The sequence below is a fragment of the Oceanobacillus luteolus genome (genome assembly GCF_023715655.1).
In the GTDB taxonomy this organism is placed as follows: Bacteria; Bacillota; Bacilli; order Bacillales; family Amphibacillaceae; genus Oceanobacillus; species Oceanobacillus luteolus.
The window spans coordinates 1-13,997 of the sequence record NZ_JAMBON010000001.1 but is presented as its reverse complement, the minus strand read 5'-3'; the positions used below and the strand labels follow the sequence as shown (position 1 = coordinate 13,997).

12 protein-coding genes, 1 other RNA gene and 1 other annotated feature are annotated in these 13,997 nt (G+C 38.4%); of the genes, 3 read left to right on the top strand and 10 right to left on the bottom strand.

Translation table 11 applies throughout. The annotated features are described in order from the left end of the window. Window positions 1-11 precede the first annotated feature (11 nt). Genes M3210_RS00065 through cymR form a run of 4 tightly spaced genes read right to left on the bottom strand, consistent with a single transcriptional unit; the run spans window position 12 to window position 3,402 of the window. Entirely contained in the window at window positions 12-674 is a 663-nt protein-coding gene (locus M3210_RS00065; protein WP_251509966.1) for a tetratricopeptide repeat protein, read from the bottom strand. Window positions 675-689: 15 nt separating this feature from the next. Then, a complete protein-coding gene (gene mnmA, locus M3210_RS00060; protein ID WP_251509964.1) occupies window positions 690-1,802 on the bottom strand; it encodes a tRNA 2-thiouridine(34) synthase MnmA in 1,113 nt (370 codons plus the stop codon). A 14-nt stretch (window positions 1,803-1,816) separates the two neighbouring features. After that, window positions 1,817-2,959, bottom strand: coding sequence for a cysteine desulfurase family protein (locus M3210_RS00055; protein ID WP_251509962.1), 1,143 nt, complete (start codon window positions 2,957-2,959; stop codon window positions 1,817-1,819). 23 nt (window positions 2,960-2,982) lie between these two features. Beyond that, window positions 2,983-3,402 (bottom strand): cysteine metabolism transcriptional regulator CymR, encoded by a 420-nt coding sequence (gene cymR / locus M3210_RS00050; RefSeq protein WP_251509960.1) that lies wholly within the window; start codon window positions 3,400-3,402, stop codon window positions 2,983-2,985. A 267-nt stretch (window positions 3,403-3,669) separates the two neighbouring features. Between cymR and M3210_RS00045 the strand changes: the two genes are divergently transcribed. Together M3210_RS00045 and M3210_RS00040 are read left to right on the top strand one after the other, a co-directional pair. Continuing rightward, window positions 3,670-4,947 (top strand): replication-associated recombination protein A, encoded by a 1,278-nt coding sequence (locus M3210_RS00045; protein ID WP_251509957.1) that lies wholly within the window; start codon window positions 3,670-3,672, stop codon window positions 4,945-4,947. A gap of 272 nt (window positions 4,948-5,219) precedes the next feature. After that, on the top strand, window positions 5,220-5,855 hold the full coding sequence (locus M3210_RS00040; RefSeq protein ID WP_251509954.1) for an RsfA family transcriptional regulator: 636 nt from the start codon (window positions 5,220-5,222) through the stop codon (window positions 5,853-5,855). Between the two features lie 47 nt (window positions 5,856-5,902). Here the strand turns inward: M3210_RS00040 and ssrS are convergent. From ssrS to M3210_RS00020, 4 genes are all read right to left on the bottom strand, one after another. Further along, a non-coding RNA gene (gene ssrS / locus M3210_RS00035) (6S RNA) lies at window positions 5,903-6,078 on the bottom strand. A 200-nt stretch (window positions 6,079-6,278) separates the two neighbouring features. Beyond that, entirely contained in the window at window positions 6,279-8,069 is a 1,791-nt protein-coding gene (gene aspS, locus M3210_RS00030; RefSeq protein WP_251509951.1) for an aspartate--tRNA ligase, read from the bottom strand. A 1-nt stretch (window position 8,070) separates the two neighbouring features. Next, window positions 8,071-9,351 carry a histidine--tRNA ligase gene (hisS, locus tag M3210_RS00025; RefSeq protein WP_251509949.1) on the bottom strand — a complete coding sequence of 427 codons (1,281 nt, stop codon included), beginning with the start codon at window positions 9,349-9,351 and terminating at the stop codon, window positions 8,071-8,073. A gap of 68 nt (window positions 9,352-9,419) precedes the next feature. Beyond that, window positions 9,420-9,636: a binding site (T-box leader), on the bottom strand. A gap of 52 nt (window positions 9,637-9,688) precedes the next feature. Next, a complete protein-coding gene (locus M3210_RS00020; protein ID WP_251509947.1) occupies window positions 9,689-9,859 on the bottom strand; it encodes a hypothetical protein in 171 nt (56 codons plus the stop codon). A 101-nt stretch (window positions 9,860-9,960) separates the two neighbouring features. On the opposite strand from M3210_RS00020, the gene M3210_RS00015 reads away from it, so the two are divergent. Further along, on the top strand, window positions 9,961-11,016 hold the full coding sequence (locus M3210_RS00015) for an N-acetylmuramoyl-L-alanine amidase family protein (protein ID WP_251509945.1): 1,056 nt from the start codon (window positions 9,961-9,963) through the stop codon (window positions 11,014-11,016). A 53-nt stretch (window positions 11,017-11,069) separates the two neighbouring features. Here M3210_RS00015 and dtd read toward each other — a convergent pair whose 3' ends face one another. Together dtd and M3210_RS00005 are read right to left on the bottom strand one after the other, a co-directional pair. Then, window positions 11,070-11,516, bottom strand: a complete 447-nt coding sequence (dtd, locus tag M3210_RS00010; protein WP_251509942.1) for a D-aminoacyl-tRNA deacylase — start codon at window positions 11,514-11,516, stop codon at window positions 11,070-11,072. 23 nt (window positions 11,517-11,539) lie between these two features. Further along, complete coding sequence (locus M3210_RS00005; protein WP_251509939.1) at window positions 11,540-13,744, bottom strand: RelA/SpoT family protein; 2,205 nt, start codon at window positions 13,742-13,744, stop codon at window positions 11,540-11,542. Window positions 13,745-13,997 lie beyond the last annotated feature (253 nt).

The window sequence follows — 13,997 nt, the reverse complement described above, 5'->3', positions numbered from 1 at the left end:
GGTGCGGGACATTAAAGATTTACTAAAAATTCTTCCACCTGTTTCTTGCCGTTAGCAGCCAAATAATGGTCAGCTTGGTTTTGAAGGGCCGCATCAAAATAAGCTAACGCTTGTTTTGCATCTTCTTCAAAAACAGCAATTACTCCTAAATTATAGTAAGCGTCACTATGCTCTTTATCAAAATCGATTACTTTCGTAAAAACACTCTTCGCTTCATCAATTAACTGACATTGGGCAAGAGACAAACCGTATTGAAAAAGATAATTTGTTTCCCCTGGTTGTAATTCTGTAGCCCGTAATAAATATGGCAATGCTAAACGAAACTCTTCTTTATTCTGCAACGATAGTCCCAACAAGTAATAAACATGAGCATCCTCAAGACCTTTATCCAAAGCCTGCTGAAGATATTTTGCAGCATGTTCAAATTGATTTTGTTCAAAGTACAGATTACCAAGGCCATAATATGCAGTAGCGGCATTTTCATCTAAATCGATTGCTTTTAGAAAAAAGCGCTCTGCACGTTCGTTTTCTTGCAGCTCTACTAATAGGTTCCCAAAGTTTATATACCCTAATGGATCGGACGGATTTTCTTCTATTATTTCATTAAATAATTTTGCTGCTTCTTCGTATTTTTTTTCATGCATCATGCGAATGGCTTCTCTATTTTTTTCCATGTATTAACCCCTAACTCAACCTACATACTCAAGGTGCTGTTCTTCCTTGATCACTTTATCAATAGTCGCTCCACCAAGACATACTTCACCATCATAAAATACAACAGCTTGTCCTGGTGTAATCGCACGCTCCGGATTGTCAAAATCTACACGGACTTTATTATCTTCCAATACAGTGACTGTCACTTTGCTATCTTTTTGACGATATCTGAACTTCGCTGTGCATGTAAACTTTTCTTTTACCACTTCTGGGTTGATCCAATTTACATCCGTTGCAGTCAATGCATCTGAATATAATTTATCATTCGCATAACTTTGCTCTACATAAAGAACATTTTCTTTTAGATTTTTCCCAACAACAAACCATGGGTCCCCAGCTCCACCGATTCCAAGACCTTGCCTTTGCCCGATAGTATAGTACATGAGTCCATCGTGTCTTCCCTTCACTTCACCAGCAAGTGTCTGCATTTCACCTGGTTGTGCTGGAAGATATTCACTAAGGAATTCTTTGAAATTCCTTTCACCAATAAAGCAAATCCCTGTAGAATCTTTTTTTGTAGCAGTTGCCAGATTATTCTTCAAAGCAATCTCACGTACTTCTGGTTTATTAAGGTGACCTAACGGAAACATGACTTTATCCAACACGTCTTTTGAGAGCTGGTTAAGGAAATACGTTTGGTCCTTATTTTCATCAACGCCGCGGATAAGTTCTACTCTTCCGTCTTCCCTTCTGACTTGAGCATAATGTCCAGTGGCCAAATAATCTGCACCTAAAGAAATTGCATGATCAAGAAACGCTTTAAATTTAATTTCCTTATTACACATAACGTCAGGATTTGGAGTACGGCCTGCTTTATATTCATCTAGAAAATAAGTAAATACTTTATCCCAATATTCTTTTTCAAAGTTAACGGAGTAGTAAGGGATATCTAATTGATTACATACACGGACAACGTCATCAAAGTCTTCGGTCGCCGTACACACTCCAAATTCGTCAGTGTCATCCCAGTTTTTCATAAAAATACCGACAACATCATAACCTTGTTCTTTTAGAAGTAAGGCGGCAACCGATGAATCGACACCACCACTCATCCCGACAACCACTCTAATATTTTTATTATCGTTCATTTCTATCACAATCCTTAATTTGTTAATCTTCGTATAATCTTAGCGATCCGTTTCGCTGCTTCGATTACATTCTCTTTCGTATTTGCACTACCGAAACTAAACCGGATGGAATTTGTTGTACATGGATTATTTTCTCCAAACATCGCACTCAAAACGTGTGAAGGTTCAACGCTACCGGCTGTACAAGCACTTCCACTAGATGCTGCAATTCCAGAAAGGTCCAGATTCGTTAACACCTGTTCTACATTTGTCCCTGGAAAGCTTATATTGACGATCGCACTGATCGTGTTCTCTTGTTCGCCATTTAATGTAAACTCAATATCTTCTTCTCTTAATTGCTGAACAAATAATTCTTTATATAGTTGGTACTGTTTGTTTCTTTCTTCACGCTCTAGCTTGACAAGCTCTATTGCTTTACTAAATCCGACAATCGCAGCAACATTCTCTGTACCAGCTCTTCGTTTTCTCTCCTGTTCTCCTCCAAAAGATAAATTTTGAACTGGAACGGATTCATGGGCATATAGAAAACCGACACCTTTTGGCCCATTGATCTTATGAGCTGAAGTAGTCAATAAATCGACTTGAAGCGCATTTACATCGATTTCCAACAAACCATATGCTTGTACGGCATCTGTGTGGAAATAGGCTTGATGTTCTTTTAAAATACTTCCTATTTCTTCTATTGGTTGAATAACACCCGTTTCATTATTTACGTACATGATTGAAACGAGGATAGTATCCTCACGCAGAGCTTTCTCTAGCTCATCTAATGAAATACGCCCTGTTTCACTGACTGATAAATAAGTTACGTCAAATCCAATGGATTCCAAATATTCAGCAGTATGAAGTACAGCGTGATGTTCTTGGGCCGTTGTAATAATATGATTCCCTTTGTCACGGTTAGCCAACGCAGTACCGATTAAAGCGATATTATCCGCTTCTGTACCCCCGCTCGTAAAGTAAATCTCTTTTTCGTTTGCGTTGATGCTGGATGCAGCAAGCCTCCTTGCTTCATCTAACATCTTTCGTGCTTTTCTTCCATAAGAATGGACACTGGATGGGTTACCAAAGACTTCTTGGTAAACTGTAATCATTTCGTTTGCTACTTCTGCAGCTATTGGCGTTGTAGCTGCGTGGTCTAAATAAATCTCTTTCATAGGAGAATTCCTTTCCTTATTCATTAAATATAGAACATGTATGCTTCTTCTGTTTCATTATCATCAGCCTGAATTAAGTCCTCTAGGCTCGTATTATCCAGTACCCCACGAATGGCATCACGGATTTTTATCCATAATGCTTGTTGGGCAGGTTTTTCTTCTTCAATACCCTCCACTAGTGTGATTGGTCCTTCCAATACACGGATGATGTCACCAGCAGAGATTTCTGTTGGTTCCTTGGCAAGTTTATAGCCTCCGTAAGCACCCCTCACACTCTTAATAAGACCGGCGTTCCTAAGAGGTGCAGCTAGCTGTTCTAAATAATGTTCAGATAGATTATTCTCTTGGGCAATGGACTTCAATGACTTCGGTCCTTCCCCATATTCCTTTGCAAGTTCAATCATTATAGTTAATCCGTATCTTCCTTTAGTTGTAATTTTCATACTTTGCACCTCTTTACAATATAAGTCATCACTATACGAGAAAATTAAATTACTGTCCAATAATCAGCGTTTAATTCCAATCGTTCATTATATACTATTCGCTATTATAACATGAATTATATCTCTCTTGCATTTCTGCGATTTCAAGCTTAAGCTTTAATTATATAACTAATAGAAATACCTGACAGCCGTTTTATAACATATGGATTATAATCCATTCGTTATGTCACTGGCAATGAAACTAGATAATGACAAAGGGCGGTTTAAATGAAACGACAACCATTAGCTTTACGTATGAGACCTACTCACATTTCGGAAATTATCGGGCAGGAACACCTTGTCGGTGAAGGTAAATTGATTCACCGGATGGTCAAAGCAAATATGCTCGCCTCTATGATACTATTCGGCCCTCCCGGCACTGGTAAAACGTCAACGGCGGTTGCAATTGCCAAAACAGCTGGTTTGCAAGTGAGATTGCTTAATGCGGTAACACATAAAAAGAAAGATATGGAGATCGTTGTCGAGGAAGCCAAATTAAGTGGACAAATCGTCCTTATTCTTGATGAGGTCCATCGTTTGGATAAGGCGAAACAAGACTTTCTTCTTCCTCACTTGGAAACGAACTTGATTACTCTTATCGGTTGTACAACTAGTAACCCATATCACTCTATAAATCCTGCAATCCGCAGTAGGTGTCACCTCTTTGAACTGCATTCTCTAGAACCCAAACATGTTAAAGAAGCATTACTAAGAGCTATCGAAGATGATACCCGTGGCTTAGGAAAGATGAATATTGAGTTGAGTGAGGATGCACTCGAACATTTCTCAACCAGTTCAAACGGGGACTTGCGTGCAGCTTTAAACGGTCTTGAGCTTGCAGCCATGTCAACCCCGGCTAACGATGAAGATATCATCCAGATCAATCTTGAAGCTGCAGAAGAATGTATGCAAAAGAAAAGCTTTTCACATGATAAAGATGGAGATGCCCATTATGATGTCCTCTCCGCTTTTCAGAAATCCATTCGAGGCAGTGATGTTAATGCTTCGCTTCATTATTTAGCTAGATTAATTGAAGCAGGTGATCTTGATAGTATCGCGAGAAGAATGTTAGTAATCGCATATGAGGATATCGGATTGGCAAATCCGCAGGCCGGTCCAAGGACTCTTGCAGCTGTGCAATCTGCTGAAAGACTAGGTTTTCCAGAAGCTAGAATTCCCCTGGCAGTTGCTATTGTTGAACTAGCTTTGTCCCCGAAATCCAATAGCGCTTATAAAGCTTTAGATTCTGCACTTAGTGATGTACGATCCGGAAAAAGTGGTGATATTCCACTGCATTTAAAAGATAGCCATTACAAAGGGGCAAAAGAACTAGGTAGAGGGGTGGAATATAAATACCCACATAATTATGATGGCGGCTGGGTCTCTCAACAATATTTGCCAGATCGAATTAAAAACAAAAAGTATTATCAACCAAAAGATACGGGTAAATTCGAATCGGCAATGAAGCAAGTTTACGAAAAAATTCTACGAGAGTTAAATGATTAACGTATAATTCCTTTTTCTTGAGGTAATAATAACTATCAACATGATAATCTAGTTTTTCTCATAATGAAAAAAACGTTCAGTCAGCATGTTGGAATCCGTAATCATAGTAACCGCTAAACTCCAAAGCGAAGTTTCTAGTCTGAAATGCCGTCTGGATGAAAGAGCGATTACAAATCGAATACCAACCGAAGCAGAACGTGTTCCATGAGAAAAAATTATCAGATGGATATATTTATAATCTACTATACCACGAGAAAAAGGAGTTGGGTAAGATGGCTAAAGTCAGACAGGATGCTTGGTCCCATGAAGATGATTTACTATTGGCAGAAACCGTACTGCGTCATATTCGAGAAGGCAGTACACAGCTTAATGCCTTTGAGGAAGTTGGGGACAAGCTCAACCGGACATCTGCCGCTTGTGGCTTTCGCTGGAACGCTGAAGTCCGTAATAAATATATTAATGCGATTGATCTTGCAAAAAGACAACGAAAAGAATTAAAAAGAAAACAAGCGAGGCAAAATGTCAAGTCTCTCGATAAACCAACCACGCCTGTCACCAATACAGGTAACCAGGTAGAATACTCTAGTGAGCTAACTTTTGATATGGTTCTAACATTCTTGAAAAACTTAAAACAAGATTATTACGCTTCTAATCAATCAAAAGCAAACATGGAGATTACCTTAAAAGAAAACCAACAACTAAAAGAGGAAAATGCCCGTCTGGAAAAACAATTAAAACAGACAGAAAAACAATTGGAGACCATGCAGGAAGATTACCAGACATTCATTCAAATTATGGATCGCGCTCGTCGCATGACAGTATTGAATGATGAGCGTTCATTTACTTCCCCTAGTTTTAGGATGGATAAAAATGGAAACTTGGAGCAACTAGCGAATCCCTCTAATTAGTTGATCAATAAAAAAACACGCAGAACCCTCTGCGTGATTTTTTTATTACAAATCCCGATCGTGCCGTCCATGTAAAGTTTTGATCCCGCTATTAGCAGGTGGGTGCCCTGTTCCATACTGCATATATTCGTCCGGTTGACGGGATGAAGCATGGAAACTCCAGGCTCCCTTTCATCTGTTGTTCGGTCAATACACTTTGTATGAACGTACACATCAGGATTACTGAATTATTTATTTATTTGTAAATTTATATTAACATAGTTATTTTTATTTATCAATTCATTCCCCATAAAATAAACAAAGGAAATATATTTCTAATTTAGTAGAGGTTTACCCCCAATTATAATAAATAAACTTTATTTCAAATGGCTAATTCTTCATATTGAAAATTGGGATAAAGACCAAGTCTTTATCCCAATTATTTTATTCGTTTATATTCACTTTTTCTTCTTTTCTATTCAAGAGTAAAGATAACTCTTCCAGCTGCTCGTTTGATACTTGACTCGGTGCTTGTGTAAGTAAATCCGAGGCAGATGCAGTCTTCGGAAATAGGATTGTATCACGAAGGTTGGAGCGCCCAGCCAACAACATAATGATCCGGTCAAGTCCTAGTGCAATTCCTCCATGAGGAGGTGCCCCATATTCCAGTGCTTCCAACAGGAAGCCAAATTGGTCATGAGCCTCTTCTTCAGAGAAGCCTAGTACCTTAAACATTTTGTCTTGCAGTTCTTTCTGATATATCCGGATGGAACCTCCGCCTAGTTCGTAACCATTTAAAACAAGATCATACGCATTAGCGCGGACATTTTCAGGTTCTGTTAATAATTTCTCTACATCTTCTTCTACAGGTGATGTAAACGGATGATGTGCTGCAAAGTATCGGTTTAGTTCCTCATCGTATTCCAACAATGGCCAATCTGTCACCCATAGGAAATTGAAAATGGATTGGTCAATTAAGTTCAATTCTTTACCAAGCTTCAATCGTAATGCTCCCAAGCTGTCGAATACCACTCGATTTTTATCAGCTACAAATAGGATGAGATCACCATCTGTAACGTCTGCCAACTCAACGAGCTGCTGCTTTTCATCATCGGATAGGAATTTTGCGATTGGTCCTTTCAAATCCGATCCTTCTGATTTCAACCATGCAAGTCCTTTGGCACCATACACATTCACATACTCTGTAAGTTTATCAATATCTTTACGGGAATAATTAGCAGCTTCTCCCTTGACGTTGAGCAATCTGACACTTCCACCGGCCTCAATTGCACCTTTAAATACTTTAAAATCAGAGTCCTTGAAAACAGGTGAAGCGTCGATCAATTCCATCCCGAATCTCGTGTCAGGTTTATCAGAACCATATCGATTCATTGCTTCATCATATGACATTCTCGGTAGTGGTAGTTCAATATCGATACCTTTTACTTCCTTCATGACATGTTTCATCATTTGTTCCGTCATATCCATAATTTCATCGCTTGTCAGAAATGATGTTTCAATGTCGACCTGTGTAAATTCCGGCTGGCGATCAGCACGTAAGTCCTCATCACGGAAACAGCGGGCGATTTGATAATATTTTTCAAAACCACTCACCATAATCAACTGTTTAAACAATTGTGGTGATTGTGGCAGTGCATAAAACTCTCCAGAATGCACCCGGCTAGGCACTAAATAATCACGGGCCCCCTCCGGTGTACTCTTGGTCAAGATCGGAGTTTCCATTTCTATAAAGTCTTGCTCATTTAAAAACTCTCGAATCGCTTGTGTCGTCTGATGACGTAATTTAATGGTTTGTTGTAAAGTAGGACGTCTTAAATCCAAGTAACGATATTTTAATCGTAAATCTTCTGCTACATCTGTTTCATCCTGAATCATGAATGGTGGATTTTTGGATTTATTTAACACTTTAATTTCAGAAGCGATGACTTCGACTTTGCCCGTCTTCATTAAAGGATTTACCGTGGACTCATCACGAGCCACCACCTTCCCTCTAACTTCCACAACATATTCAGAACGTATTGTATCTGCAATTTTAATCGCTTCACTGGAAGCATCTGGGTTGAATACAACTTGAACAATCCCACTACGGTCGCGTAAATCGATAAAAATAAGTCCACCTAAATCACGACGTTTTTGTACCCATCCTTTTAGAACAATTTCTTGATTGATATGTTCTTCATTAATTGTCCCAGAATAAACTCTAGCAGTCACCATATCATTTACCTCCTGTCAATTTCCCATGTAAAGTTTCCAAAAGTTCTTCTTTGGGCAGAACCTTCTGCTCTCCTGTAGCCATTTCTTTTACAGTGACTGTACCTTGACTAAGCTCATCTTCACCTAGTATAAGAACATACTTTGCCCGATAACGATCAGCTGCTTTTAATTGAGCTTTCATTTTTCGTTGTTGGTAATCCTTATCAACTTGAATGCCATTTGTACGAAGCTCATGTACAAGACGAACTGCTGCTTGTTCCGGCTCTTTACCGACAGCGACAACATAGCAATCCAGTTCATCATCATCCGGTATCTCAATTCCTTCAGCATCAAGCGCCATTAATAAACGCTCTAATCCCATTCCGAATCCGATTGCCGGGGTACTAGGTCCACCAAACTCCTCAACCATGCCATTATATCTGCCACCACCAGCAAGTGTAGTAATAGCACCGAAACCTTCCGCGTCACTCATGATTTCAAATGCTGTGTGGTTATAATAATCTAATCCTCGAACTAATGTTGGATCCACTACATACTCGATCCCCATAGAATCCAAATAAGCTTTTACATCCTCAAAATATATTTTTGATTCATCATTCAAATAATCAAGGATAGATGGAGATGATGACATCGCAGGGTGTTCCCTATCTTTTTTACAATCTAGCACCCGAAGCGGATTTTGCTCTAATCTCACCTGACAATCAGCACACAATTCTTCCTTATGTGGTGTAAAGTGATCTATCAAAGCTTGCCTGTGATCCGCTCTGCTTTCTTTATCACCAAGTGAATTAATGATGAGTTTTAAGGAAGTTAATCCTAAAGAGCGATAAACTGTCATCGCTAGATCGATTACTTCAGCATCTACCGCTGGGTCGGCACTTCCCAGTACTTCGACTCCAAACTGATTTAACTGACGCATTCTTCCTTTTTGAGGTCGCTCGTAACGAAACATCTCGGCGAAATAATACAATTTTACCGGTTGACTTGCTTCACCATAAAGTTTATTTTGTACATACGCCCTGGCAACCCCAGCTGTTCCTTCAGGTCTTAACGTTAGACTCCTTCCACCTCTGTCTTCGAAGGTGTACATCTCTTTTTGAACGATATCCGTTGTATCCCCGACTCCTCGCTGATAAACCTCAGTATGTTCAAATACAGGTGTTCGGATCTCACTATAATGATATCTGTTACAAATCTCTTTTATTTGATCTTCGACATACTGCCAAGCCTTTACATCTTTGGGTAGGATATCTACTGTCCCACGTGGTGCATTCATAGCCAAAACAATCTCTCCTTTACTCTATGTATAATTAAACTCTAGATAAATAAAAAAATCCCATCCCTTATAAAATAAGGGACGAGATTTTACCCGCGTTGCCACCCTAGTTGATGTTAAACATCCACTTTCCACAGTTAACGCCTGCAAGACGTACATGCCTACTGTTAGTTCGACATGTATCCTCGGGAATGTCTTTCATTAGTCTATGATATGAAAATGCTCTCAGCCACTGGCACTCTCTCTCTTCTCTATCTAGTTCCTAATTACTTTTTCCTTCATCGGTATTCATATTCGTATCATATTTGAATGATTATTATCATAAGCTGTTCCACTAAAATTGTCAAGAACGATTCCTCTCTTTTTGACTCATCTTTATTTCAATAGCTGTTCTGCTTTGGTCGGTAATATCCTTCGAATACAAATCGTCATTCTCCAATGCTAAAAGTCCGTTTCTATCTTCCATTGATAAACTTGAATACATCCTCGAGATATCTTTATATCCTATTCTCATCTTCATCCCTCCGACTATAGCTTTGCCATTATAGTAATATTTTATTATAATTTAGAATGGCAATAGTATATTAATGAAATCAAGTGATTGGAGGAACAGGATTGTCTTTTAAAAAAGTTAGTATTCTTAGCATTTTGCTTCTACTATTGGTGACATCACCCGTGCTAGCCAACGAAGCAATTATAGATGTAAATAACCTCAATGTCCGCAGCGGTCCAGGAACCGAATACGAACCAATTGGACAAGTTAATCAGGGAGAAAAGCATAAAATCTTAGAAGAAAATGAAGAGTGGATTAAAATTAAATTTAACGACATGGAAGGCTGGATCACCAAAGAATTTATTACCTCTCAAGGGAATGGTGCCAGCAATAAAGAAGCAGAACAGCCAATAGAGAAACCTACTATAACAACAATTACAATCCAGGATGACGATATGCACCTACGTGAAGGTGCGTCCATAGACTTCGACATCGTTGCCTTTGCAGAAAAAGGCCAAACATATGATGTACTGTCTGAGACCGAGAACTGGCTGGAGATATCGGATGGCAAAATAAAAGGTTTTGTTTTACGTGATAATATTGAAGCAACAACTAACACAAATGATGATAAAATGCAGAATAAAACAATCGTCATTGATCCTGGGCATGGTGGTAGAGATGTTGGAGCAATTGGTGTTAACGGTTCATATGAAAAAGAAATTACATACTTGACCGCTCACGAATTAGCGAAAGAATTGACAGCTCTTGGAGCGGAAGTGATTTTAACTCGTCAAGAAGATGAATTTATCCCCCTAGAAAGCAGAACTACTTTAGCAAACGCTCTCGCAACAGATGCGTTTATAAGTATTCACTATAATAGCTTTCCAGAAGTTCCCTCTGTCACTGGTATAGAAACATTCTATTACCATGATCAATATGAAGTGTTAGCAGGATTTGTTCATCAGGAAATAATAAAAGAAATTGATGAAAAAGATCGTGGCGTTACTTTTGATGACTTTCATGTAACTCGCCAAACATTTAAGCCAGGCATTTTATTAGAACTAGGTTTTCTTTCCAACGAAGAAAGCGAATCCCTTTTACTAACTACAGGATATCAAAAGAAAATTGTAACGGGTATTATCAATGGCCTACAGAAATATTTTGCACTAAACCCGTAAAACAAAAACCACAGGATTATATTACCTGTGGTTTTTACACTTTCAAATACTTTTTACTTATCTTTACTATCAATAATAATTGTTACTGGTCCGACGTTAGTTAGGCTTACATCCATCATGGCACCAAATTCGCCTGTTTCAACTTGAATATTTTCTTTCCTCAATTCAGCATTGAAAGCTTCATATAGTTGATTAGCTTCCTCAGGTTTTGCTGCATGGATAAAGCTAGGTCTTCTCCCTTTCCTCGTATCAGCATACAAAGTGAATTGAGAAATGGAAAGAATACTGCCTCCTACGTCCTTCAATGAAAGATTCATTTTTTCGTTTTCATCTTCAAAAATACGTAAATGCATAATCTTGTTCACTAGATATTTTGCATCTTCCACAGTATCTTCATGGGTGACCCCTAATAAAACGACAAGACCATGATCAATTGCGCCGATTATTTGTCCGTCAACTGAAACGGAAGCATCTTTTGCACGTTGTATAACTGCTTTCATGACAATAAATTCTCCTTACTGTACTACTGGATTGTTCGCGATACAGAGAATATATCCGGAATCTTCTTTAGCCTGCCTACAATTTTTCTAAGATGATTCGTATTTCTAATAAGAATGGTCAGCTGAACAACAGCCATTTTATTTTTATCCGTTTTTCCATTTACATGAGTTATGTTGGTTTTCATTTCATTTACGGCTTGCAAGACTTCATTCAATAAACCTTGTCGGTCATATCCTGAGATTTGCAGATCGACGTAATAATGTTTGGAATCTGTAAAATCGTCTTCCCATTCCACTTCAATATATCTTTCCTTCGCTTCATCTGTATCCAAATTAGGACAATCTGCTCGGTGGACAGAGACTCCGCGCCCTTTTGTGATATACCCATTAATTTCATCACCAGGTACTGGACTGCAACATTTGGCAAGACGAACAAGTAAATTGTCCACACCCTCTACCCGAACACCGGAATCCTTTTTATTTGTTTTCTTTTTCGCTTTTTCGGTATTTTCTTCAGAAAGAATCTTATTAAGATTCTCTTCCTCTTCTCTCTCTTTTCTTATCTTATCCGTCAACCTTGTTGCAACAAGGGCAGCTGTAATCCCTTGATAACCAACCGCAGCATAGAGGTCTTCCTCATTGGTAAAAGTGAATTTATCACATACACGCTTCAAATTCTCTTGAGTCAATACCTCTTTAGGCTGTATGTTCATGGCCCGGATTTCTCTTTCAACAGCTTCTTTTCCTTTACTAATGTTCTCTTCTCGTCGCTGTTTTTTAAAAAATTGTTTAATCCTGCTTTTAGCTTGAGATGTCTTTGCAATCTTTAACCAATCTTGGGATGGTCCATAAGAATGCTTTGAAGTCATTACTTCAATGATATCTCCGTTTTTCAATTTATAATCGAGCGGTTCCATTTTCCCATTAATTTTTGCACCGATTGTTTTATTACCAATCTCTGTATGAATTTTATATGCAAAATCGATGGGAACAGAGCCGGATGGCAGTTCAATGACATCACCTTTCGGGGTAAAAACATAGACCATATCAGAGAACAAATCTATTTTCAACGACTCGATAAATTCCTCAGCATCATGAGTTTCATTTTGCCAATCCAATATTTCTTTAAAAAGGGAAAGTTTTTCTTCGAATGACTTTCTTGATCCGCTTTTAACTTGTTTCCCCTCTTTATAGGCCCAATGCGCTGCAATTCCATACTCTGCAATTTCATGCATTTCCTTGGTCCGAATTTGAACTTCCAACGGGTCCCCTTTCGGTCCAATCACGGTTGTATGCAAGGATTGGTACAGATTCTGTTTAGGCATAGCGATATAATCTTTAAATCTTCCTGGCATCGGTTTCCAATTCGTATGAATAATACCTAAAACTGCATAACAATCTTTAATACTATTTACGATGATCCGCACTGCTAATAAATCGTATATTTCATTAAATTGTTTATTTTGTTTGATCATTTTTTGGTAAATACTGTATAGATGCTTTGGTCGTCCCGACATCTCCGCTTCAATATTTACTTCGGTCAGCTGGGCTGTCAATTGTTTAATGACTTCTTCTATATATGTTTCACGTTGCTCCCGTTTCTGTTTCATTAACTGTACAATGCGATAATATTGTTGGGGATTCAAATAACGTAGTGCAGTATCTTCCAATTCCCACTTGATTGTTGAGATACCGAGCCTGTGAGCTAGAGGTGCAAAAATTTCAATTGTCTCGTTTGCTTTTTGACGTTGTTTATGTGGTGGCAGGTGTTTTAACGTACGCATATTGTGCAGACGATCGGCAAGCTTGATTAAAATGACTCGGATATCTTTCGCCATTGCGACAAACATTTTCCGATGATTCTCCGCTTGAAGTTCCTCTTTTGATTCATATTTAATTTTACCAAGTTTCGTAACACCATCTACAAGGAGAGCAACTTCAATATTGAACTTTTCCTTGATTTCCTCAATGGATGTATCCGTATCCTCGACCACGTCATGCAGAAATCCTCCGGCAATCGTTTCGGCATCCATCTGCAGATCAACCAAAATCCAAGCTACTTGAACCGGATGGATTATATATGGCTCCCCTGACTTCCTGAATTGACCTTCATGAGACTCTTCCGCAAAGTCATATGCATGTTTAATAAAGGTAAGGTCGTCTTCGGATAAATATTCACTTGCCCTCGACATCAACTGTTCAATTGTAATAATTTCATCTTTTGCCATTTAATCACCTTTATCAACAATCTAATTCTAAATTTTGTGTACTGTAGCAAATCTTTTAAATTAATCTTTTAAATAACTTCAATTATATTCGTTTATTTCCCAACTGTCTATATAAAAAACTGGAAAGATTGAGTCAAGTACTTGTGGGAGTTTTTTAAGTCCCTTATTTTATACTGTTTTCGTCCAGTGTTTTGTTAGCGTTATCAACCCTATATTGCTCTAAAATGTTTGGGTTCTTCTATTTTTTAAATTC

Coding starts and splice junctions, on each gene's coding strand:
- M3210_RS00045 (WP_251509957.1), top strand. CDS start 3,670: ATGAAACGACAACCATTAGCTTTACGTATGAGACCTACTCACATTTCG.
- cymR (WP_251509960.1), bottom strand. CDS start 3,402: ATGAAAATTACAACTAAAGGAAGATACGGATTAACTATAATGATTGAA.
- mnmA (WP_251509964.1), bottom strand. CDS start 1,802: ATGAACGATAATAAAAATATTAGAGTGGTTGTCGGGATGAGTGGTGGT.
- M3210_RS00020 (WP_251509947.1), bottom strand. CDS start 9,859: ATGAGAATAGGATATAAAGATATCTCGAGGATGTATTCAAGTTTATCA.
- dtd (WP_251509942.1), bottom strand. CDS start 11,516: ATGAAAGCAGTTATACAACGTGCAAAAGATGCTTCCGTTTCAGTTGAC.
- M3210_RS00040 (WP_251509954.1), top strand. CDS start 5,220: ATGGCTAAAGTCAGACAGGATGCTTGGTCCCATGAAGATGATTTACTA.
- M3210_RS00005 (WP_251509939.1), bottom strand. CDS start 13,744: ATGGCAAAAGATGAAATTATTACAATTGAACAGTTGATGTCGAGGGCA.
- M3210_RS00055 (WP_251509962.1), bottom strand. CDS start 2,959: ATGAAAGAGATTTATTTAGACCACGCAGCTACAACGCCAATAGCTGCA.
- M3210_RS00065 (WP_251509966.1), bottom strand. CDS start 674: ATGGAAAAAAATAGAGAAGCCATTCGCATGATGCATGAAAAAAAATAC.
- aspS (WP_251509951.1), bottom strand. CDS start 8,069: ATGGTGACTGCTAGAGTTTATTCTGGGACAATTAATGAAGAACATATC.